Origin of the sequence: Dokdonella ginsengisoli, from assembly GCF_042652785.1 — a bacterium.
In the GTDB taxonomy this organism is placed as follows: domain Bacteria; phylum Pseudomonadota; class Gammaproteobacteria; order Xanthomonadales; family Rhodanobacteraceae; genus Dokdonella_A; species Dokdonella_A ginsengisoli.
In genome coordinates this window covers 320,363-341,886 of the sequence record NZ_JBHSHD010000010.1, presented here as the reverse complement: position 1 = coordinate 341,886, position 21,524 = coordinate 320,363, and the positions used below count along the sequence as shown (strand labels likewise).

At 70.6% G+C, this 21,524-nt stretch carries 18 protein-coding genes; 8 read left to right on the top strand and 10 right to left on the bottom strand.

Translation table 11 applies throughout. From position 1 onward, the window contains the following. Positions 1-18: 18 nt before the first annotated feature. Positions 19-1,425: a multidrug transporter subunit MdtD gene (gene mdtD, locus ACFO6Q_RS13775; protein WP_380021682.1), complete on the bottom strand. Its 1,407-nt coding sequence runs from the start codon at positions 1,423-1,425 to the stop codon at positions 19-21. Positions 1,426-1,619: 194 nt separating this feature from the next. Between mdtD and ACFO6Q_RS13770 the strand changes: the two genes are divergently transcribed. Beyond that, the gene (locus ACFO6Q_RS13770) at positions 1,620-3,083 is read left to right on the top strand and encodes a choice-of-anchor Q domain-containing protein (protein ID WP_380021681.1); all 1,464 of its coding nucleotides are present in this window, start codon (positions 1,620-1,622) and stop codon (positions 3,081-3,083) included. A 237-nt stretch (positions 3,084-3,320) separates the two neighbouring features. Further along, a complete protein-coding gene (parE, locus tag ACFO6Q_RS13765; RefSeq protein ID WP_380021680.1) occupies positions 3,321-5,222 on the top strand; it encodes a DNA topoisomerase IV subunit B in 1,902 nt (633 codons plus the stop codon). A 111-nt stretch (positions 5,223-5,333) separates the two neighbouring features. Here the strand turns inward: parE and ACFO6Q_RS13760 are convergent, their stop codons facing one another. The 3 genes from ACFO6Q_RS13760 to ACFO6Q_RS13750 form a co-directional block, all read right to left on the bottom strand. After that, the gene (locus ACFO6Q_RS13760; RefSeq protein ID WP_380021679.1) at positions 5,334-6,305 is read right to left on the bottom strand and encodes a YcjF family protein; all 972 of its coding nucleotides are present in this window, start codon (positions 6,303-6,305) and stop codon (positions 5,334-5,336) included. A 496-nt stretch (positions 6,306-6,801) separates the two neighbouring features. Further along, positions 6,802-7,656 carry an acyl-CoA thioesterase gene (locus ACFO6Q_RS13755; protein ID WP_380021678.1) on the bottom strand — a complete coding sequence of 285 codons (855 nt, stop codon included), beginning with the start codon at positions 7,654-7,656 and terminating at the stop codon, positions 6,802-6,804. Positions 7,657-7,802: 146 nt separating this feature from the next. Continuing rightward, the gene (locus tag ACFO6Q_RS13750) at positions 7,803-8,585 is read right to left on the bottom strand and encodes an AraC family transcriptional regulator (RefSeq protein ID WP_380021677.1); all 783 of its coding nucleotides are present in this window, start codon (positions 8,583-8,585) and stop codon (positions 7,803-7,805) included. Between the two features lie 70 nt (positions 8,586-8,655). On the opposite strand from ACFO6Q_RS13750, the gene ACFO6Q_RS13745 reads away from it, so the two are divergent. Beyond that, positions 8,656-9,918 (top strand): MFS transporter, encoded by a 1,263-nt coding sequence (locus ACFO6Q_RS13745; protein WP_380021676.1) that lies wholly within the window; start codon positions 8,656-8,658, stop codon positions 9,916-9,918. A gap of 58 nt (positions 9,919-9,976) precedes the next feature. Here the strand turns inward: ACFO6Q_RS13745 and ACFO6Q_RS13740 are convergent, their stop codons facing one another. Both ACFO6Q_RS13740 and hutG read right to left on the bottom strand, forming a co-directional pair. Then, a complete protein-coding gene (locus tag ACFO6Q_RS13740) occupies positions 9,977-10,321 on the bottom strand; it encodes a hypothetical protein (protein WP_380021675.1) in 345 nt (114 codons plus the stop codon). Between the two features lie 196 nt (positions 10,322-10,517). Then, positions 10,518-11,300: an N-formylglutamate deformylase gene (hutG, locus tag ACFO6Q_RS13735; RefSeq protein WP_380021674.1), complete on the bottom strand. Its 783-nt coding sequence runs from the start codon at positions 11,298-11,300 to the stop codon at positions 10,518-10,520. Between the two features lie 115 nt (positions 11,301-11,415). On the opposite strand from hutG, the gene ACFO6Q_RS13730 reads away from it, so the two are divergent. Continuing rightward, on the top strand, positions 11,416-12,774 hold the full coding sequence (locus ACFO6Q_RS13730) for a S8 family peptidase (RefSeq protein WP_380021673.1): 1,359 nt from the start codon (positions 11,416-11,418) through the stop codon (positions 12,772-12,774). A 28-nt stretch (positions 12,775-12,802) separates the two neighbouring features. On the opposite strand, the gene ACFO6Q_RS13725 is transcribed toward ACFO6Q_RS13730, so the two are convergent. Genes ACFO6Q_RS13725 through ACFO6Q_RS13715 form a run of 3 tightly spaced genes read right to left on the bottom strand, consistent with a single transcriptional unit; the run spans position 12,803 to position 15,218 of the window. Then, positions 12,803-13,108, bottom strand: a complete 306-nt coding sequence (locus ACFO6Q_RS13725; protein WP_380021672.1) for a DUF6587 family protein — start codon at positions 13,106-13,108, stop codon at positions 12,803-12,805. Next, on the bottom strand, positions 13,105-14,976 hold the full coding sequence (gene feoB / locus ACFO6Q_RS13720; protein WP_380021671.1) for a ferrous iron transporter B: 1,872 nt from the start codon (positions 14,974-14,976) through the stop codon (positions 13,105-13,107). Before feoB ends, ACFO6Q_RS13725 begins: the two co-directional genes overlap by 4 nt. Then, positions 14,973-15,218, bottom strand: coding sequence for a FeoA family protein (locus ACFO6Q_RS13715; protein ID WP_380021670.1), 246 nt, complete (start codon positions 15,216-15,218; stop codon positions 14,973-14,975). Before ACFO6Q_RS13715 ends, feoB begins: the two co-directional genes overlap by 4 nt. Positions 15,219-15,379: 161 nt before the next feature. Between ACFO6Q_RS13715 and ACFO6Q_RS13710 the strand changes: the two genes are divergently transcribed. Continuing rightward, entirely contained in the window at positions 15,380-16,174 is a 795-nt protein-coding gene (locus tag ACFO6Q_RS13710) for an enoyl-CoA hydratase-related protein (RefSeq protein ID WP_380021669.1), read from the top strand. A gap of 129 nt (positions 16,175-16,303) precedes the next feature. Here ACFO6Q_RS13710 and ACFO6Q_RS13705 read toward each other — a convergent pair whose 3' ends face one another. After that, a complete protein-coding gene (locus tag ACFO6Q_RS13705; protein ID WP_380021668.1) occupies positions 16,304-17,902 on the bottom strand; it encodes a tetratricopeptide repeat-containing sulfotransferase family protein in 1,599 nt (532 codons plus the stop codon). An 87-nt stretch (positions 17,903-17,989) separates the two neighbouring features. Here ACFO6Q_RS13705 and ACFO6Q_RS13700 point away from each other — a divergent pair, with 87 nt between their 5' ends. From ACFO6Q_RS13700 to ACFO6Q_RS13690, 3 genes are all read left to right on the top strand, one after another. Beyond that, positions 17,990-18,382: a VOC family protein gene (locus ACFO6Q_RS13700; protein ID WP_380021667.1), complete on the top strand. Its 393-nt coding sequence runs from the start codon at positions 17,990-17,992 to the stop codon at positions 18,380-18,382. Between the two features lie 78 nt (positions 18,383-18,460). Then, positions 18,461-20,473, top strand: coding sequence for an acetyl/propionyl/methylcrotonyl-CoA carboxylase subunit alpha (locus ACFO6Q_RS13695; RefSeq protein WP_380021666.1), 2,013 nt, complete (start codon positions 18,461-18,463; stop codon positions 20,471-20,473). Next, positions 20,470-21,363 carry a hydroxymethylglutaryl-CoA lyase gene (locus tag ACFO6Q_RS13690; RefSeq protein WP_380021665.1) on the top strand — a complete coding sequence of 298 codons (894 nt, stop codon included), beginning with the start codon at positions 20,470-20,472 and terminating at the stop codon, positions 21,361-21,363. Before ACFO6Q_RS13695 ends, ACFO6Q_RS13690 begins: the two co-directional genes overlap by 4 nt. The last annotated feature ends 161 nt before the right edge of the window (positions 21,364-21,524 follow it).

Genomic DNA, 21,524 nt, shown 5'->3' with positions numbered 1-21,524 from the left:
TCCGGCCGCGCCGCCGCGCTACATCGGATCGGCCGGCGGCGGCACCGGGTAGCGGCGCTTGGGTTCGAGCTGCCAGAAGATCCACGCCGACATCATCGTCACCAGGCCGACGCTGACGAAGGTGGCGTGGAAGGCCGGCAGCGCCGCCGGACCGCGCTCCACGCCGAAGGCCTCGGTGAACGCGGAGAGGATGCCGCCGGCGGCGGCGACGCCGAAGCTCATCGACAGCATCATCACCATCGACAGCAGGCTGTTGCCGCCGCTGGCCAGCTCGCCGTCGAGGTCGCGCAGCGTCACCGTGTTCATCGCCGTGAACTGCAGCGAATTGACCAGGCCGAACGCGGACAGCTGCACGATGCGCAGCCAGGCCGGCTGGTCGGGACCGATCAGGGCGAAGCTCGCCATCGCCGCACCGACCAGGATGGTGTTGACGATCAGCACGCGCCGATAGCCGAAGCGCTGCACGATCGGCACCACGGCGCGCTTGGACGCCATGCCGGCCAGCGCGACCGGAATCATCGTCATGCCCGCCTCCAGCGGCGTGAAGCCCAGGCCGACCTGCAGCAGCAGCGGAATCAGGAACGGCATGCTGCCGCTGCCGATGCGCGAGAACAGGTTGCCGAGGATGCCGACGCGGTAGCTCGGCACGCGGAACAGCGCCAGCGGAAACAACGGTTTCGGCACGCGCGTGGCATGCAGCCAGTAGGCGACGAACATCGCCATGCCGAACAGGAACAGCACGGCGATCGTCGCGTGGCGCAGGCCCAGTTCGGACAGGCCGTCCAGCGACAGCGAGATCGCGACCATGCTCATCGCCAGCATCGCGTAGCCGGACAGGTCGAACGCGCCGACCGGGCTGCGCGCGTCGGGCATCAGGCGCAGGGTCGCCAGCGCGGCGATCAGGCCGACCGGAATGTTGATGAGGAAGATCCAGTGCCAGGAGATCGCCTGGACCAGCCAGCCGCCCAGGGTCGGGCCGACCAGCGGGCCGATCAAGCCCGGCAGCGTGACGAAGCTCATCGCCTTGAGGAACTCGCCGCGCGGATACGAGCGCAGCACCGCCAGGCGCCCGACCGGCAGCAGCATCGCCCCGCCCACGCCCTGCAGGACGCGTGCGGCGACCAGCTGGCTGAGGCTGGAGGAAATTCCGCACAGCAGCGAGCCGAGGGTGAACAGCACGATCGCCGTGAAGTAGACGCGGCGCGTGCCGAAGCGGTCGGCCAGCCAGCCCGACGCCGGAATCAGCATCGCCATCGTCAGCGCGTAGGCGATGACCACCGACTGCATGCGCAGCGGGCTCTCGCCCAGGCCCGCCGCCATCGCCGGCAGCGCGGTGTTGACGATGGTCGAGTCCAGCATCTGCATGAAGACGCCGAGTGCGACCAGCCAGAGCAGGGCGCGCTCGGCGCGTGGGGCTTCGTTCATCCGGTTTCCTCGTTCGCGCCTGGCTCGGCGACGGATTCTAGAGCGCCCCGCCCGGCCGGGCGATGCGGGCCGCCGCCGGTACCGCTCACCGCTTTCCACAACGGCCGCAACGCCTGCGCACCCGCATCGGCAACCACGCCGACGAGGTTCGTTGCGACAGTGCGCGGTCAAGGATTTCAACCCAGGAACATGCCATGCGAATGATTCACCCCCTGCTCTGCACCGCCCTGATCGCCGGCGCGCCTTGCGCGCATGCCGCGACCTTCACCGTCACCAGCCTCGGCGACAGCGGCGCGGGCACCCTGCGCGACGCGATCACGCAGGCCAACCAGGCGGCCGGCGCGGACACGATCACGTTCCAGCTCGCCGCGCCCGGCACGATCACGCTGGTCGGCGGCGAACTGACCGTCACCGACAGCCTGACCCTCACCGGCCCCGGAGCCGCCCGCGTCACCCTCGACGCCAACCAGGGCCGTGCGTTCCATCTGGTGAACGCCAATGCGTCCGACAAGACGTTCGCGATCAGCGGCATGACGGTCGTCAACGGCGTGACGCCGAACAACGAGAGCGGCGGCGGCCTGTTCTACGAGGCAAGCTCGATCCACGCCGACATCCGCCTGTCGGACATGGTGTTCCAGCAGAACACCGCGAGCCGCAACGGCGGCGCCGTCAGCGTCGCCGGCGCGAACCTGACCTTGAGCGACGTCGTCCTGCGCGGCAACGGCGCTGTCGGCCAGTTCCAGCCTTCGGGCGGCGGGCTGTACTTCAGCCGCGGCCAGTTGCGCATCGACCGCAGCATTTTCGTCGACAACCGCGCCCAGTACGGCGGCGGCCTGCACATCGCCTCGCCCGGCGCCAGGGCGACGATCGCCGACACGGTGTTCCAGGAAAACACCGCGCAGCAAGGTGGCGGCATCGACACCATCACGGTGGAAAGCTTCACGCTGTCACGCAGCGCGCTGATCGAGAACGTCGCCATCAGCAGCTACGGCGGCGGCATCTACTTCAGCGGCGCCACCAATACCGATACGCCGCAGAGCGTGATCGAGAACACCACGTTCTCGCGCAATGAATCGCAGCACCAGTTCGCGACGGGCAGCGCGCTGGCGATGTGGAACGGCTACCTCACCGTGCGCAATTCCACCTTCGCCGACAACAAGACCGCGCCCGGCGTCGCGTCCGGCGCGAATGCGGGCGGAGCGATGTGGGTGAACGTCGGCGTCAAGACGCTCGCCACCGTGCAGAGCAGCCTGTTCAACCGCAACACGCACGGCGACACGAACCAGCCGATCGACCTGACGCGCAGGACCGGCATTCCGGAAAGCACCTTGAACGTCGACCACAGCCTGTTCCAGATCATGCCGGCCATCGGCGTCGTCACCACGGGCAGCGACAACATCGAAGCCGACGCACTGCTCCAGGAGCTGACGACGGCGCACGGCGGCCGCACGCCCGTGCATCCGATCCCGCACGCAAGTCCGGCGGTCGACGCGGGCAGCAATCCGGGCAACCTGACCGGCGACCAGCGCGGCGCGGGTGTCGCGCGCACGATCGACGCCAACGCCTGCCGCCGCCCGAACGTGCACGCCACCGATATCGGCGCCTACGAGTACCGCGGCGACACGATCTTCTGCCACGGCTTCGGCTTCGACGGCTGATCCCGACGCCTCCGCGCCCCGCGTTCGACGCGAAGCGCCCGTGCACGGTTCCGCCTGCGCCCGCGCGATCGCGCGGGCGCTTCTTTTTTTCCCCCGAACGGCGCAGGCACCCGGTTTCGCGTCGCCGCAGGATCCGGTCCGCCGCGCCCGGCAGCGGCGCGCGCCGGCGAGCTTGACCCTTGCGGATCGAATGCCCATCCTGCACGCCCTTCACCGCCACGCCGCCTCCGTTCCGCAATGAGCAGCCGCTACAACGCCGCCGACATCGAAGTCCTTTCCGGCCTCGACCCCGTCAAACGCCGCCCGGGCATGTACACCGACACCGCGCGGCCGAACCATCTGGCGCAGGAAGTCATCGACAACTCGGTCGACGAGGCGCTCGCCGGCCACGCCAGGACCATCGACGTGACCGTGCACGCGGACGGCTCGGTGACCGTCGCCGACGACGGCCGCGGCATGCCGGTCGACATCCATCCGGAGGAGAAGATCCCCGGCGTCGAGCTGATCCTCACGCGCCTGCACGCCGGCGGAAAGTTCTCCAACCGCAACTACCAGTATTCCGGCGGCCTGCACGGCGTCGGCGTGTCGGTGGTCAACGCGCTGTCGCAGCGCGTGGAAGTCACGATCAAGCGTGACGGCCAGGTCTACCGCATGAACTTCAAGGACGGCGAGCGCGCGAGCAACCTCAGCGTGACCGGCACGGTGCCGAAGAAGCAGACCGGCACCACCGTGCACTTCTGGCCCGATCCGAAATACTTCGATTCGCCGAAGATCTCGCTGCCGCGCCTCAAGCACGTGCTGCGCGCCAAGGCCGTGCTGTGCGCCGGCCTGACCGTGCGCCTGACCGACGAGGCCAGCGGCGAGCAGGTCGAGTGGTACTACGAGGACGGCCTGCGCGACTACCTGCGCTCGATGCTCGGCGCGGTCGAATACCTGCCGGCCGAGCTGTACGTGAACCACGTGCAGCGCGACAGCGGTGCGGTCGAGTTCGCGGTGGCCTGGCTGCCGGAAGGCGAGCTGACGCAGGAGAGCTACGTCAACCTGATCCCGACCGCGCAGGGCGGCACCCACGTCAACGGCCTGCGCTCGGGCCTGACCAACGCGCTGCGCGAGTTCTGCGAGTTCAGGAACCTCCTGCCGCGCGGCATCAAGCTGGCGCCCGAGGACGTCTGGGACCGGCTGTGCTTCGTGCTGTCGCTGAAGATGGGCGATCCGCAGTTCTCCGGCCAGACCAAGGAACGCCTGTCCTCGCGCGACGCCGCCGGCTTCGTCGAGAACGCCGTGCACGACGGCTTTTCGCTGTACCTGAACCAGCACGTGGAGATCGGTGAGAAGATCGCCCAGCTGGCGATCGAACGCGCCACGCTGCGGCTGAAGGCCGAGAAGCAGATCGTGCGCAAGAAGATCACGCAGGGCCCCGCCCTGCCCGGCAAGCTGGCCGACTGCGCCTCCAGCGACCTGTCGCGCACCGAGCTGTTCCTGGTCGAGGGCGATTCCGCCGGCGGCAGCGCGCGGCAGGCGCGCGACAAGGACTTCCAGGCGATCCTGCCGCTGCGCGGCAAGATCCTCAACACCTGGGAAGTGGAATCCGGCCAGGTGCTGTCCTCGCAGGAAGTGCACGACCTCGCCGTCGCGATCGGCTGCGATCCGGGCAAGGACGACCTGTCCGGCCTGCGCTACGGCAAGGTCATCATCCTCGCCGACGCCGATTCCGACGGCCTGCACATCGCGACCCTGCTGTCGGCGCTGTTCCTCAAGCACTTCCCCGCCCTGGTACGCGGCGGTCACGCCTTCGTCGCGATGCCGCCGCTGTTCCGCGTCGACGTCGGCAAGCAGGTGTTCTACTGCCTGGACGAATCCGAACGCGACGCGATGCTGGAGAAGATCGAACGCGAGAAGATCAGGGGCGCCGTCAATGTCACGCGCTTCAAGGGACTGGGCGAGATGAATCCCTCGCAGCTGCGCGAGTCGACCATCGACCCGGACACGCGCCGCCTCGTGCAGCTCACCGTCGGCGACCCGGCCGACGGCGACGACGGCACCGCCAAGCTGATGGACATGCTGCTGTCGAAGAAGCGCGCGGCGGACCGCAAGGAGTGGCTCGAGACCAAGGGCGATCTCGCCTCGCTGGAGGTCTGACGCGGGCGCCGGGCGACGCCCGGCGCGGCCACGTCAGGAGCGTCGAAAGGCTCCGTCATCCCCGCGAACGCGGGGATCCACTTCGACTTTCTTCTCGCCCCATCGAGAGCCTCAGCCGCCGCGCACCATCTGCACGATCTTCGCCGGATTGAGCGAACGCGCCTGCTCCTGCATCTGCGGCAGGTAGTTCGCCTGCAGGTCTTTCGCCTCGCCGAGCATCTGCTGGAATGCCTCGCGCAGCATCTGCGTCGACAGCACGCGGCCGCCGGCGTAATAGCGCTTGGCGACGTGGCCGAGCGCGTAGGTGCTGGCGAAGCTCATGCCGGAACTGACCGCCTGGCGGCCGAGGCCGCCGAGCAGGCCGCCGCCGATCGCGCCGATCAGGCCGCCGAGCAGCTTGCGCCCGGCCTGCTCGATGTACTGCGAGGTCAGGCCGACGCCGGCGGTGGCGAGGAAATCCTTGACGTGGCCGCGGTCGAGTTCGTAGCCGTAGGACTGGCCGATGCGGTAGACCAGTTTCATCTGCAGCGGAATGATCGCCATCGTCGCCAGCGATTCGGGCAGCAGTTCGAGCGCGCCGTTGAGGATCGAGGCGTTGAGGATCGCCTTGTCCATCTCGGCATCGCTCATCGACGACGGGCGCTCGGCGGTCGACGCCGGCGGCGCTGCCGGCGTCGCGACGGCCGCAGCGCCGCCGGTCGCGCCGAGCGGCGCCGAAGCGATCGCCTCGGCGCGCTCGCTGTAGTCGCGGCTGCTCGCCGGGTCGAGGCCGAGCCGGCCGGCGAGGTCGGCGAGGAAGGCTCGCTCGGCCTCGCTCTGCACGCCGTCGGCGTCGCACACGCACACCGCCATCTCGTAGGCGAGCTGGCGCGTCTGCGCCGACGCCAGGCCGGCGACGGCGTCGTCGAGGCCGACGCGCTCGAGCAGCACGTCCTGGTACAGCCGCGCGACGTCGAGGCCGTCGCCGCCGAGCCCTTCGGCGATGCGCCGGATCTCGTCGCGCTCGCGCTCGTCCTTCGCGCCGTCGGCGAACGAAGCCATCAGGCTGATGGTGAGGATGGACCGGTTTTCCTGCTCGCTCATGCGTTCGATTCCGGCAGAGGCAAAGCCGCATGGTGCCATAGGCGATACGACAGCCGTACCGACGGAAGTCATTCTTGCCGTCACCTCTCCCGCCCGCGGGAGAAGTCGCGCCGCAGGCGCGGGCGAGGGAAAGCGGAGCGGCGCGATCCGACACCTCTTGCTCCGATTGCCCTCACCCTGCCCTCTCCCGCCAGCGGGAGAGGGAGAAGATCCACATCGCTTCACCTCGCAAGGCCGTCACCTCTCCCGCTCGCGGGAGAGGGAGAAGACTCACATCGCTTCACCTCGCAAGGCCATCACCTCTCCCGCCCGCGGGAGAGGGAGAAGACCCGCATCGCTTCACCTCGCAAGGCCGTCACCTCTCCCGCTCGCGGGAGAGGTCGAAGCCGCCTCGAGCGGCTGAGGGTGAGCGCAGGATGCGCGAACGGATGCGAAGCATGGAGTGCGCAGCCGCGCCGCAGGCGCGGGTGAGGGGAAGCGGAGTGAGGCGTTCCGGTCAGCCGAACACCGTCATCGCCTGCCGTCCCAGCGCCGCGGGCGTGCCGTCCGGCGCCCACAGGCTCAGGCTCTGGTCGAGATAGCCGTCGCGCGCGGCGACGAGGTCGGCGTGAACGCGCCAGCCGGCCGGCGGCAGATCGTCGTAGCGGTCGCGCAGGAATTGGACCATCCAGTTCAGCGAGCTGCCGTTGGCCGGCGTGGTCAGCCAGTTCAGCGCGATCGGCGGGATGAAATCGGCCAAGGCCAGCACGCGCAGTTCGTCGAGCGGATCGCCGTCTTCGTCGAGCAGGTCCAGCTCCAGCACCTGACGCGTCTCGCGGCTGCCGGACAGCGGCAGGCTGCCGTGCAGCCAGCGCACGCCGAAGTGCTGCGTGAAGTTCGGCGTCAGTCCGGGCACGAACGGCAGGCGCAGCGGCGCCGGCAGCGTCGACGGCGCGTCGTCCGGCGTGACGCCGGGCAGGTGCGGCATCGCGATCCGCGCACCGGCCGGAACCGGCGGCTGCACCGGCAGCACGGCGATGCGCGAGTCGCGCGCCGCGCCGTAGATGCCGATCGCCAGGCACAGCGTGTCCTCGCCCGCGACGATGCGCGCCTCGATCTGCTGCACGTTCTTGCCGGTGCGCAGCACGCGCGCGCGCAGCGCGACCGGGCCGGGCGGAACCGGCGCCAGAAACGCCACCTGCAGGCTGCGCAGCGGCGCCTGGATCGAGCGCAGATCGCGCATCGCGCGTACCGCGAGCGCGGCCTGCAGGCCGCCGAACAGGCTGCGTCCCTGTGCCCAGTCCTCGCCGACCTCGACCGACCATTCCTCGCCCGTGCGCACGACGCTGCGCATCAATCCTGAAAATCGCATTGCGTCTTCCTTCTTCGTGCGCGATGGCGGAACCGGCATGCTAGCCGATGCCGGCTTCGCCGACGGTGATGCGCAGGTCACGGAGAACGCCTTCTCTTCTTCGACGCAATTCCTCGGCAATGACGCCGCGGCGATGAACGCGACGGCTAGGCGCTCGGCGGCGACTGCGCGAGATAGCGGCTCGGCGGCACGCCGACGACACGCTTGAACATGGTCGTGAACGCCGACGCGCTGTCGTAGCCGAGATCGAACGCCAGCGGCGTGATCGCCGCGCCGGCGGCGAGCCGCGGCAGCGCCGCGAAGATCGCCGCCTGGCGGCACCAGCCGGCGAAGCTCAGGCCCGTCTCGGCGCGGAAGCGGCGCGTGAACGTGCGCCGGCTCAAGTCCAGGTCGCGGCACCAGTCGTCGATCGTCTCGTGCGGCGACGGCCGGCGCAGGTAGGCGCGGCAGCGCGCGGCGATGCGCGCGTCGGCCGGCATCGGGATGTCCAGCGGCAGCACCGGCGCGCGCACGATCTCGTGCACCAGCAGCGAGAAGATCGAATCCGCGCGCGAGCCCCGCGCGTACGGCAGCGGCAGGTCGGCGGTCTCCAGCAGCAGCTCGCGCATCAGCGGCGAGATGGCGATCACGCGACAGTCCACCGGCAGCGCCGGATCGACCGCCGGATCGACGTAGAGGCTGCGAGTGCTGACGTGCACCAGCGATTTCACCTCGTGGTCCATGCCGGCCGGAACCCACACCGCGCGCTCCGGCGGCACGATCCAGCGGCCGGCCTCGGTGCCGACGATCATGATGCCGGTCGCCGCGTACAGCAGCTGCGAACGCCGGTGCCGGTGGCGCGCCACGCGATGGTGCACCGGATACTCGTTGGCGGTGGCGACGATCGCTCCGGGCAGGGCGTCGGCCCTCGTCGCGTGCACGTTGCGCATGGCCCGATCTCGAAGAAGAATGACCTATCCGATAATGCGGGCACGAACCCGGCGATGTCTACTGCGCGCCATGAACACGCCCTCCCCGCTCGCCGCCACGTCCGCGGACGTGGCCCCCCTCGCCTCTCCCCCCGACGACGCCGGCACCGCCGCCGCGCGCACCGCGTTCCCGATCCTGCTGATGCTGAGCACCTGCCACCTGCTCAACGACATGATCCAGTCGCTGCTGCCGGCGATCTATCCGCTGCTCAAGGACAGCTTCCGGCTCGACTTCGGCCAGATCGGACTGATCACGCTGACGTTCCAGGTCACCGCCTCGCTGCTGCAGCCGTTCGTCGGCGTCTACACCGACCGCCGGCCGATGCCGTACTCGCTGCCGATCGGCATGGGCTGCACCCTGAGCGGCCTGCTCCTGCTGTCGCAGGCGACCACGTTCCCGATGCTGCTGCTCGCTGCGGCGCTGGTCGGCTCGGGCTCGTCGGTGTTCCATCCCGAGTCCTCGCGCGTGGCGCGCATGGCCTCGGGCGGGCAGCACGGACTGGCGCAGTCGCTGTTCCAGGTCGGCGGCAACGTCGGCTCGGCGCTCGGGCCGCTGCTGGCCGCCTTCGTGGTGATGCCGCGCGGGCAAGGAAGCGTGGGCTGGTTCGCCATCGCCGCGCTCGTCGCGATCGTGCTGCTGACGCGCATCGGCGGCTGGTACCGCACGCAGATTCCTGCGCATCGCGCCGTGCGCGTGTCGGCCGGCTCGGCGCTGCCGCGGCGCACCGTCGTCGTCACGATGGCGATCCTCGGCGCGCTGATCTTCTCCAAGTACTTCTACCTCGCCAGCCTGTCGAGCTACTTCACGTTCTACCTGATGCAGAAGTTCGCGCTCAGCGCGCAGAGCGCGCAGCTGCACCTGTTCGTGTTCCTCGGCGCCGTCGCCGTCGGCACGCTGGTCGGCGGCCCGGTCGGCGACCGTATCGGGCGCAAGTACGTGATCTGGGGCTCGATCCTCGGCGTGCTGCCGTTCACCCTGCTGCTGCCGCACGCGAACCTGTTCTGGACCACCGCGCTGACGATCGTGATCGGCCTGGTGCTCGCCTCGGCGTTCTCGGCGATCCTGGTCTACGCGCAGGAACTGGTACCCGGCCGCACCGGCGTGATCGCCGGCCTGTTCTTCGGTTTCGCGTTCGGCATGGGCGGCCTCGGCGCCGCCGTGCTCGGCGAACTCGCCGACCACATCGGCATCGAGGCGGTGTACGGCATCTGCGCGTTCCTGCCCGCGATCGGCCTGCTCGCCTGGTTCCTGCCGTCGCTGGAACCCTCGCACCGCGCCGTGCCGGCGCGCTGAGCCGACCGCAAAAGAAAACCCCGGGCATGCCCGGGGTTTTCGGTTCGCCGCTTCGCGCTTACTCGGTCGGCTTCGGCTCGGCCTTGGCCTCGTGCGAATGCTTGCCGTGCTTGCCGTGATGCGCCGAGGCGGTCTTCTCGGCGACCGCCGCCTTGGCCTGCGCCTTCTCCGCGGTCGACGTCATCGCCGCCGGCTCGGCCTGGGTCGCCAGCGCGGCGGCCTCCGGCTTCGCCGCCGGGGCGGCCTCGGCCTGGGCCGCCGGAACCGCGGCCGGAGCGACCGCCTGGGCGGCGACCGGCTTGGCCGCTTCGGCGGCCTTGGCGACTGGCGCGGTGCCCTCGGCCGCGAAGGCGTTGGCGACGAAGGCTCCGGCGATCAGGGCGGCGAGGATGGACATGCGCATGGATTGTCTCCTGGAAGTCGTTGAGTGCGTGCCGGCGGAACATTCCGCAGGTCAGGCGCTGCGCACGCTAGGGCCGAATGGGAATATCGAAGCTGAACCCAACGAAGTCTTCACGGACGCCGTTGCCGCGCGTTCAAGCTTGAAAAAAGTCTATTCCTGTCGCCCGTTCTGACAGCGACCCTCCGTAGCTTCACGTTCAAGCCTTCAGACAGCGCAGCAGCAGCTCGCGCAGCACCCCCTGCGTCGCCTCCGCGCGCTCGGGCAGGTAATCGAAACGGTCTTCGTCCATGTAGTTCAGCTGCGCCAGTTCCAGCTGCACGGCCTCGACGTTGCCGCGCGGATCGCCGTAGTGGCGCGTGATGTAGCCGCCCTTGAAGCGGCCGTTGACGACGTGCGAGTAGTCGCCGTGCGCGGCGAGCACGTCGGCCAGCCCGGCCTGCAGCATCGGCGAGCAGCTTGCGCCGTTCGCGGTGCCGAGATTGAAGTCCGGCAGGCGTCCTTCGAACAGGAACGGCACCACGCTGCGGATCGAATGCCCCTCCCACAGCACGACGCGGCCGTGCGTCTCGCGCAACCTCGCGATCTCCGCGCGCAGCGCTTCGTGGTACGGCTTCCAGTAGCGCTCGACGCGGGCCGCGATCTCCTCCGGCGTCGGCTGCTGCCCGTCGAGATAGACCGGCTCACCGCTGAACTGCACGATCGGGCACAGCCCGGTCGTGTTCTGCCCCGGATAGAGCGAGACGTCGTCCGGCGGACGGTTCAGGTCGACGACGTAGCGCGAGTGCGCCGGCACCAGCAGCGAGGCGCCCAGCTCGCGCGCGAAGGCGTACAGGCGCGACACGTGCCAGTCGGTGTCGGGCACACGGCGCGCGGACGCGGTCATGCGCGCGGCGAGTTCGGCGGGGACTTCGGTGCCGTCGTGCGGCAGGCTGATCAGCAGCGGCGCGCTGCCGCGATGCAAGGCGTAGACGGGTTTCATGCGCGCCAGTTTAGCCTCCGGGCGGTGCCGGAATCACGGCGGCCGCGAAGGTCTAGAATCCGCTGCGCGGCGTCCGTCCCCGGCGCCGTCCGACCCGTTCGACGGAGGATGCGCGATGAACCGTCTCCTGCTCCCGCTCCTGCTCCTGTTTCCGTTCGCGACGACCGCTCCGGCGCTGGCCGCCGGAAGGATCGGCGACGACGTCGACGCACGTCTGCGCAGCGCACCGCGCGCGACCGTCGTGGTGGTGCTGAAGACCGACGCGCAGGAAGGCACGGCCACGCAGCGCGAGGAACGAAAGCACCGCATCGCGGCATCCGTCGACGGCGTGCTCGCCGCGCTGCCGGCCGGCAGCTACGCGCTGCGGCGCCGCTTCGACCATGTCGCCGCCGTGTCGCTCGACGTTTCCGCGAAGGCGGTCGACGCGCTGCGCGCGCAGGCCGACGTCGTGCGCGTCGATCTCGACGTCGGCGGCGGCGCGCAGATGCCGCAGGCCGCGCCGCTCGCCCGCGTCAGCGAGGTGCGCGCACGCGGCCTCGTCGGCCAGGGCGTGAAGACCGTGGTGGTCGACTCCGGCGCGCGCCTGGACCACCCCGATCTCGCCGGCAGCATCGTCGGCCAGCAGTGCTTCTGCTCCAGCGCCACGCCCGGCGTCGGCTGCTGCCCGAACGGCTCCGATACGCAGAGCGGCGCCGGCAGCGCCGCCGACGGCAACGGCCACGGCACCAACGTCACCGGCATCGTCACCGGCGACGGCACGCAGTCCCCGCAGGGCGGCGCGCCGGCGGCGGCGACGGTGGTGGTGCGCATGCTCGACGACCAGGGCCGCTTCAATACCTCGGCCGACATCGTCGCCGCGCTCGACTGGATCGCGAGCCAGCACCCGGATGCGAAAGTGGTCAACCTGAGCCTGGGCACCGACCAGCTGTTCGATACCGCCTGCGACGACAGCACCGCCTGGACGATGGCGCTGGCGCAGGCCGCGGCGGCCGTCGCCGCCAACGGCACGCTGATGACGGTGTCGTCCGGCAACCAGGCCTCGCCGACCAGCCTCGCCGCACCGGCCTGCCTGTCGCACGTGCTCGCGATCGGCGCGGTGTGGGACAGCGCGATGCCGGACCAGACCTTCCTCGGCTGCACCGACACCGGCATCGTCGCCGACAAGCCCACCTGCTTCACCAACAGCAACGCCGGCATCGCCCTGTACGCACCGGGTGCCTACACCACCTCGACCGGCCTGGGCGCTGCCACCTCCACCTACGGCGGCACCTCGCAGGCGGCGCCGCTGGTGGCGGCCTGCATCGCCGACCTGTTCCAGTTCAAGCCGAACCTGACGCGCGACCGCGTCACCGCCGCGCTGCGCGCCTCGCCCACGCACGTGACCGACCCGAAGAACGGCCTGTCGTTTCCGCGGCTGGACTGCGAAAGCGCGCTGATCGACGTCGACCGCGTCTTCGCCGACGGCTTCGACTGAGGCGGGATACCGGAGGCGGCGCGGCGCGCTATTTCGGCGCGCGCGGCCGGAACACCAGCGGCTGCGCTTCGGCGGCCGGCTTGGACGCGGCGGCGGCGCAGCCGCCGCAGGTCGAGCAGCCGTCGCCGCAGCTGCCGCCGGACGTGCTGGTGGGCTGCACGTGGCGCGCGCGCGCGCGCAGCCAGGCCGGCGCAGACGGCCGGTCGAGCGCGGCGGCCAGGCGCGACAGCAGGCGGCGATAGGTCTTCGGCAGCAGGCGGCGGAACGCGAACCACACGGCCCAGGCGAGCGCCAGCGCGATCACCGCGGACTGCACGAAGACCGCTGCGTTCACGCCAGCGCCCTCGCGATCTGGTACGTGGCGAACGAGGCGAGATAGGCCAGCGCGAACAGATACCCGGCCGCGATGCCGACGTTGCGCCAGGAGTTGGTCTCGCGGCGGATCACCGCCAGGGTCGACATGCACTGCGGCGCGAACACGTACCAGGCCAGCAGCGACAGCGCGGTCGCCAGCGACCACTGCGCGGCGATCGCGGTGCCCAGTTCGGCCGCGATCGCGTCCTCGCCGACCGCCGACATCGCGTACACCGTGGCCAGCGAGGACACCGCGACTTCGCGCGCGGCCAGCCCCGGGATCAGCGCGATGCAGATCTGCCAGTTGAAGCCGATCGGCGCGAACACGTGTTCCATCCAGCGGCCGATGCGGCCGGCCAGGCTGTAGTCGATCGGCGGCAGGGTCGCGCCTTCCGGCGGCGCCGGGAAGCTCGACAGGAACCACAGCAGCACGGTCAGCGCAAGGATGATGCCGGTCACGCGGCGCAGGAAGATCTTGGCGCGCTCCCACAGGCCGATCGCCACGTCGCGCGGGTTGGGCAGGCGGTACGAGGGCAGCTCCATCAGCAGCGCGTGCTCGCTGCGGTCGCGGCGCATGCGCTTGATCACCCAGGCCACCGCCAGCGCGCTGGCGATGCCGGCGAAGTACAGCGTGAACAGCACCGCGCCCTGCAGGTTGAACACGCCCAGCACCGTCTGCCGCGGGATGAAGGCGCCGATCAGCAGGGTGTAGACCGGCAGGCGCGCCGAGCAGGTCATCAGCGGCGCGACCAGGATCGTGGTCAGGCGGTCGCGCGGGTCCTGGATGCTGCGCGTGGCCATGATGCCGGGGATCGCGCAGGCGAAGCTCGACAGCAGCGGAATGAACGAGCGCCCGGTCAGGCCGGCCTTGAACATCAGGCGATCGAGCAGGAACGCCGCGCGCGGCAGGTAGCCCGATTCCTCGAGCATCAGGATGAACAGGAACAGGATCAGGATCTGCGGCAGGAATTCGAGCACGGTGCCGAGGCCGGCGAACACGCCGTCGGTGGCCAGGCTGTGCAGCAGCGGCATCGATTCGAGCAGGCCGCCGACCCACTCGCCCGCCGCGCCGACGCCGGCGCCGACCGCGTCCTGCAGCGGCGCGGCCCAGGAGAACACCGCCTGGAAGATCAGGAACATCACCGCGACCAGGATCGCCAGGCCGCCGACCGGATGCAGCACGACGCGATCGAGCGCGTCGTCGATGCTGGACGTCGCGCTGGGCATCGTCACCGCCGCCGCCAGCGCCGCGCGCACCTGCGCGTGCAGGTCGCTCTCGACCGCGGCGTCGCCGCTGTCCGGCAGTGCCGGCGCGGACGCGGCCGAAGCGAGATTGCGGTCGAGATGGTCGATCAGCGCCGCGGCGCCGCCGCGCTGCACGGCGACCGTCTCGATCACCGGCACGCCGAGCGCCTGCGACAGCGCCGCCACGTCGATGCGGATGCCGCGCTTGCGCGCCGCGTCCATCATGTTCAGCGCCAGCACCATCGGCCGGCCGAGCCGCTTCACCTCGAGCACGAAGCGCAGGTGCAGGCGCAGGTTGGTCGCGTCGGCGACGCAGACGATGAGATCGGGCGCCGGCTCGTCCGGATGGCGGCCCTCGCAGATGTCGCGCGTGATCGCCTCGTCCGGGCTGGCCGCGTCCAGGCTGTAGGCGCCGGGCAGGTCGAGCAGGCGCATGACGCGTCCGGACGGCGCGAGGAAGCGCCCTTCCTTGCGCTCGACCGTGACGCCGGCATAGTTGGCGACCTTCTGCTGGCTGCCGGTCAGGCGGTTGAACAAGGCGGTCTTGCCGCTGTTCGGATTGCCGACCAGGGCGATGCGCAGGGCGTCGGCGGCGGCGTTCACGAGACGCCTCCGTCCTCGACGACCACGCGCGCGGCCTCGGCGCGGCGCAGCGCGAAGCGCGTGTAGCCGATCTGCACCAGCAGCGGATCGCCGCCGACCGGTCCGCTGGCGACGATGCGCACCGGCTCGCCGCCGACGAAGCCGAGTTCGCGCAGGCGGCGCGCGATCGGATCGGCGGCATGGGTGTCTTCGACTTCGCGGACCACGGCGGACGCGCCCTTCTTCAATTCGGATAACCGCACGCTGGGAGGCTGCAATAAATGAGAATGGTTCGCATTATAGACTTTTCAATGCCGCGCGACGACGAAACAGGCCGAAGGTCATGTCCGCCCACGCGCACGCCGCGTGGCGATCGCGCCGGCACCGCTATCATCGCCGCCCCGATCCGCCCAGGAACCCTGCCATGAGCGAAGCCGTCCTCGTCGCCGTCCGCGGCATCGTCGCCACGATCACGCTGAACCGCCCGAACGTGCACAACGCCTTCGACGACGCGCTGATCGCCGACCTCACCGCCGCGCTGGCCGGGTGCGAAAGCAACCCGGCGGTGCGCGCCGTGGTGCTCACCGGCGCCGGGGCTTCGTTCTCCGCCGGAGCGGACCTGAACTGGATGCGCGGCATGGCGGCGGCGAGCGAGGAAGACAACCGCGCCGACTCGCTGCGCCTGGCCGCGCTGATGCGCACGCTGAACTTCCTGTCCAAGCCGACCGTCGCGCGCGTCAACGGCGCGGCCTACGGCGGCGGCGTCGGACTCATCGCCTGCTGCGACGTGGCGATCGGCGTCGACGGCGCCAAGTTCTCGCTCAGCGAGGTCAAGCTCGGCCTGGTGCCGGCGGTGATCTCGCCCTACGTGATCGCCGCGATCGGCGCGCGCCAGGCGCGCCGGCTGTTCGTCAGCGGCGAGGTGTTCGACGCCACCGCCGCCGCGCGCATCGGCCTGCTGCACGAGAGCGTGCCGGGCGACCAGCTCGACGCCGCGGTCGAGCGCGCCCTGCACTTCCTCGCCAAGGGCGGACCGCTGGCGCAGGCCGAAGCCAAGCAGCTGGCCCTGCGCATGGCCGGCATGACGCGCGAATCGGCCGAACGCACCGACGCGGCGAACGCCGCGCTGATCGCGCGCCTGCGCGTCTCGCCCGAAGGCCAGCACGGATTGTCGTCGTTCCTCGACAAGCGCGCGCCGTCCTGGGTCGAGACGGACTGAGTCACAGGATCGAAGGGCTGCGCCGAAAAGCGGTTCTCGCAGAGGCGCAGAGATCGCCGAGAAAAAAGAACTGATCTTCGGCTTTTCTCCGCGCACCTCTGCGCCTGCGCGAGACAAGATTTCTTATTCTCAATCGTCGGCGAGCTTCAGCAGTTCCGGCACGAACGGCGCGTACGCGCGCCAGCGCCCGATCGCGCGCGTGTAGACCGGCTGGCGCGCCTGCCAGACGCTGGCCGTGCCGATCGCGTGGCGGCGGGCTTCCGGCTCGCTGCAGTCGAAGGCCGGCACGCCGAGCGCGGCGGCGAGGCCGTCGACGACGGCCTGCGGCTCGCGCGCGAGATCCTCGTAGCGCACCTCGAGCACGCGCGCACCGGGATCGCGCGCAGCCCTGGCCATCAGTCGCGCGCATCCCTGCAGCACGGCGGCGATGTCGTCGAAGTCGTAGGCGAAGCGGTATTCGGTCGAGCCGAAATGCTGGGTCCAGATCGACAGCGCGGTGTCGCGGCTGCCGCGCCGGCAGTGGACGATCGCCGCCTGCGGGAACAGCGCGCGGATCAGGTCGACGTGCAGGAAGTTCAGCGGCTGCTTGTCGACGAACCAGCGCACGCCGGACTCCTCCTGGCGCAGCTTGGCCAGGTACGCGGCGGCGACTTCGTCGAGCAGCTGCGGCGTCGGCCGGCCGGCGCGCGCGACGCGCTCGGCGTAGTGCGGCAGCCAGTCCAGTTCGCCGCGATTGCGCACCTGCGGCGAACGGCCGAGCAGTTCGGCGACGAGGGTGGTGCCCGAGCGCGGTGCGCCGACGACGAAGATCGGCACGCACTCGCCTGTGGCCGGCGTGCGCGCGGGCAGCGGCTTGGCGCTGAGCCGCGCGTCGACGACGCGGCGCCAGTTCTTGCGCGACCAGTTCTCGCGGTCGACCCGCGCGTTCGCCTCGCGGAAATACGCCGCCGCCTGCTCGAAGCGGCCGAGGTCGTCGTGGACCTTGCCGAGCGCGAACAGCAGCGAGGCGCGCGAACGCGCGTCCAGGCCCGGCCGCTGCAGCAGCGCCGCGAACCGCGCCAGGTCCGCATGGCCGGGATCGTCGTAGCGCGAGATCGAGGCGAGCCCGTAGGCGGCGCCGAACTCGAGCGTGCGCGGATCGTGGTCGAGCGCGAACAGGTAGTGGCGACGCGAACGCTCGAACTCGCCGAGCTGACCCTGCAGGGCGGCGGCGTACAGATGCAGCATCGCGTCGTCCGCCCCGGCGGCGATCGCTGCCTCGCAGATCTCCGCCGCGGCGGGCTTGCGGCCCCAGTCGGCGAGCATCTTCGCCGCGCGCAGGGCGAGATCCGCCGGCTGCGCGAAGCGCTCGAACAGCGCGCGGAAGGCGGCCTCCGCGGCCGGCAAAGCGTCGCGTTCGGCGTGCAGGCGCGCGAGGGTGAACACCGCCGCGACGTGGTTAGGCTGCCGCGCCAGCAGCTCGTCCAGCAGCACCTGCGCATCGCCGTACTCCTTGCGCTGCCAGTACACGCCGGCCAGCGCCAGGCGCAGCTCTGCCTCGTCCGGGAAATGCGCGAGCGCTGCGTGCAGCACCGCGGCGGCGGCGTCCAGGTCCTGTTTCAGCACCAGCGCACGGCCGGCTTCCAGCCAGGTTTCGGCCGGGCTGCCGGACAGCGTGCGCAGGATCGAATCGAAGGGCGCGGTCGAGCCCGGTGGCGTGGCGCCGGTGGCGTGGAGCGGTGTCGTCATCGCTGCATTTCTGACGTGAACCCAGCATGCTACCGTACGCCCTCGTCCCGACGCATTGTCCCGTTCGCCCTCCGCAGGAGCGCCTCCATGCTCGACCATATCGGCATCCCGGTTTCCGACTATGCGAGAGCGAAGGCGTTCTACGCGCGGGCGCTGGAGCCGCTGGGCATCGGGATGGTCATGGAAGTGGGTCCGGAGCAGACCGGCGCGGACTGGGCCGGCGGCTTCGGCTCGCAGGGCAAGCCGTACTTCTGGATCGGCAGCGACGGCAAGGTCGCGCGCACCCACGTCGCCTTCGTCGCCAAGGACCGCGCCGCGGTCGACGCCTTCCACGCCGCCGCGCTCGCCGCCGGCGCGAGCGACAACGGAGCGCCCGGCCTGCGCCCGCACTACCACGAGCACTACTACGGCGCGTTCGTGCTGGATCCGGACGGCCACAACATCGAAGCGGTCTGCCATGCGCCGGAGCCGGGGCACTGAGCGCTCCGGCTCGACGCGGGCACGACCTTCCATTCCGATCGCCGCCCCGGCATGCGGGCGGCCCTCAAGAGCGCACGAATGTTCAAACGCATCCTGATCGCGAACCGAGGTGAGATCGCCTGCCGCGTGATCCGCACCTGCCGCCGTCTCGGCATCGAGACCGTGGCCGTTTATTCCGAGGCCGACGCGGGCGCACAGCACGTGCGCCAGGCCGATCGCGCCTATCCGGTCGGCGGTCCGCGCCCGGCCGATTCGTACCTGCGCGGCGAGGCGATCATCGAGGCGGCGCTGCAGTCGGGCGCGCAGGCGATCCATCCCGGCTACGGCTTCCTCTCCGAGAACGCCGATTTCGCCGACGCGGTGACGCGCGCCGGACTCGTCTTCATCGGCCCGTCGGCCGATTCGATGCGCCGCATGGGCTCCAAGGCCGGCGCGAAGGAGCTGATGTCGGCGCGCGGCGTGCCGGTCGTGCCGGGCTACACCGGCGAGAACCAGGACCCTGCCCTGCTCGCGCGCGAGGCGTCGCGCATCGGCTTTCCGCTGATGATCAAGGCCGCGCACGGCGGCGGCGGCAAGGGCATGCGCATCGTGCGCTCGGCGGACGAGTTCGCGGCCAACCTGGAAAGCTGCCAGCGCGAGGCGAAGAACGCGTTCGGCCGCGACCGCGTGCTGCTCGAACGCTACGTCGAGCATCCGCGCCACATCGAATTCCAGGTGTTCGGCGACGCACACGGCAATATCGTGCACCTCAACGAACGCGAGTGCTCGGCGCAGCGGCGCTACCAGAAGGTGCTGGAGGAAACGCCCTCGCCGTTCGTCACGCCGGAGCTGCGCACGCGCATGGGCGAGGCGGCCGTCGCCGCGGCGCGCGCGCTCGACTACGTCAACGCCGGCACGGTCGAGTTCATCGTCGGGCCGGCCGGTGATTTCTACTTCATGGAGATCAACACGCGCCTGCAGGTCGAGCATCCGGTCACCGAGATGGTGCTCGGCCTCGACCTCGTCGAGCTGCAGCTGCGCGTGGCCGCCGGCGAGGAGCTGCCCGGTTCGCTGATCCGCAACAAGTCGGTGCCGGCGAACGGCCACGCGATCGAGCTGCGCCTGTACGCCGAGGATCCCGAACAGGGCTTCCTGCCCGGCTCGGGCAGGCTCGAACGGCTGCGCCTGCCGCCGCCGTCGCCGCACGTGCGCATCGATTCGGGCGTGATCGAGGGCGACACGGTGACGATCTTCTACGACCCGATGATCGCCAAGCTGATCGTCTGGGACCGCGACCGGGCGTCCGCGCTGCAACGCATGCGCGAGGCGCTGGCGGCCTGCGACGTGGTCGGTCCGAAATCGAACGTGGAATTCCTCGAACGCCTGGTGCGTCACCCGGCGGTGACCGAGGGCCGCATCGACACCGGCTATCTCGACCGTCACCTGGACGAGTTCGTCGGCGCCGGGGCCGGTGCGCACGACGACGGCGCGCGCTTCGCCGCGGCGACGGCGTGGCTGCTGCACGAGGAAGCCGAGGCGCCGAAGCGGTCGCTCGCTGGCGCCGATCCGCATTCGCCGTGGGCACGCGCCGACGGCTGGCGCCTGGGCCATCCGGGCAAGCGCATCGTGGTCCTGCTCGATCGCGGCGAACGCGTCGAGATCACCGCGCACGGCGCGAGCGGGAACTACCGGCTCGAATGCGCCGGCGCGCACGCCGCGGCGGCCCGTGCCCGGCTCGACGACGGCACGCTCAGTGCCGAGATCGACGGCGTGACGCGACGCTGGCAGGTCGCCTTCGGCCGCGACGAGATCCGCGTGCACGACGGCACGCGCCGCCACGTCTACGCGCATGCGCCGTCGTTCGCCTGGACGCAGGACGCCGCGGCCAGCGGCGATCGCGTCGTCGCGCCGATGCCGGGGCGCATCGTGGTGGTCAAGGCCGCGGCGGGCGACGAGGTCGCCGAGGGCCAGGAGCTGCTGGTGATGGAGGCGATGAAGATGGAGCTGAGCTTGAAATCACCGCGCGCCGGACGCATCGACGCCGTGCAGGCCGCGGCCGGCGACTTCGTCGAGGCCGACGCCGTGCTGGTCGAGCTGGAGGGCCATCCATGACCGCCCCCACCCAGGTCCGCATCGTCGAGGTCGGCGCGCGCGACGGCCTGCAGAACGAGAAGACGATCGTCCCGGCCGCGACCAAGATCGAGCTGATCGACCGCCTGTCGGCCACCGGCCTGCGCACGATCGAGGCGACCAGCTTCGTCAGCCCGAAATGGATTCCGCAGCTGGCCGACGCCACCGAGGTGTTCACCGGCATCGCCAGGAAGCCCGGCGTCGCCTATCCGGTGCTGGTGCCGAACCTGCAGGGCTACGAACGCGCACGCGCGGTCGGCGCGGACGAGGTCGCGGTGTTCGCGGCGGCGTCCGAGGCGTTCAGCCGCAAGAACATCAACGCGTCGATCGACGAGTCGATCGAGCGCTTCGAGCCGGTGCTCGAGCGCGCCAGGGCCGACGGCGTCAAGGTGCGCGGCTACGTCTCCACCGTGCTCGGCTGCCCGTACCAGGGCGAGGTGCCGCTGGGCGACGTGGTGCGCGTCGCGCGCCGGCTGCACGCGCTGGGCTGCTACGAGATCTCGCTCGGCGACACCATCGGCATCGGCACGCCGGGCAAGGCGCGCGCGATGCTGCGCGCGGTCGCGGCGGAGGTGCCGATGCCGGCCCTGGCCGTGCACTTCCACGACACGCGCGGACAGGCGCTGGCCAACATCCTGGCCTGCCTCGAGGAAGGCGTCGCCGTCGTCGACAGCTCGGTATCGGGCACCGGCGGCTGTCCCTACGCCAAGGGCGCCACCGGCAACGTCGCCACCGAGGACGTCGTCTACATGCTCGACGGCCTCGGCATCGCGACCGGCGTCGACCTGCCCGCGCTGATCGCCACCGGGCTGTGGCTGAGCGCCCGCCTCGGCCGCGAGACCTCCAGCCGCGTCGCCCGCGCGAGCCTTTGAGCGGGCGCGCCGCATGTCCTCCGTCATGCGGTACAAAGGTCAACGTTTTCCACAATTCATTCACGCCGGCATACCCGCGGCGATGCTAATTTCCGTTCGCCGGGCGAAGGCGGTTTCCTGTTCGGGGCGGAAGCGATGCAGCAGAGCGCGACATCGCACGA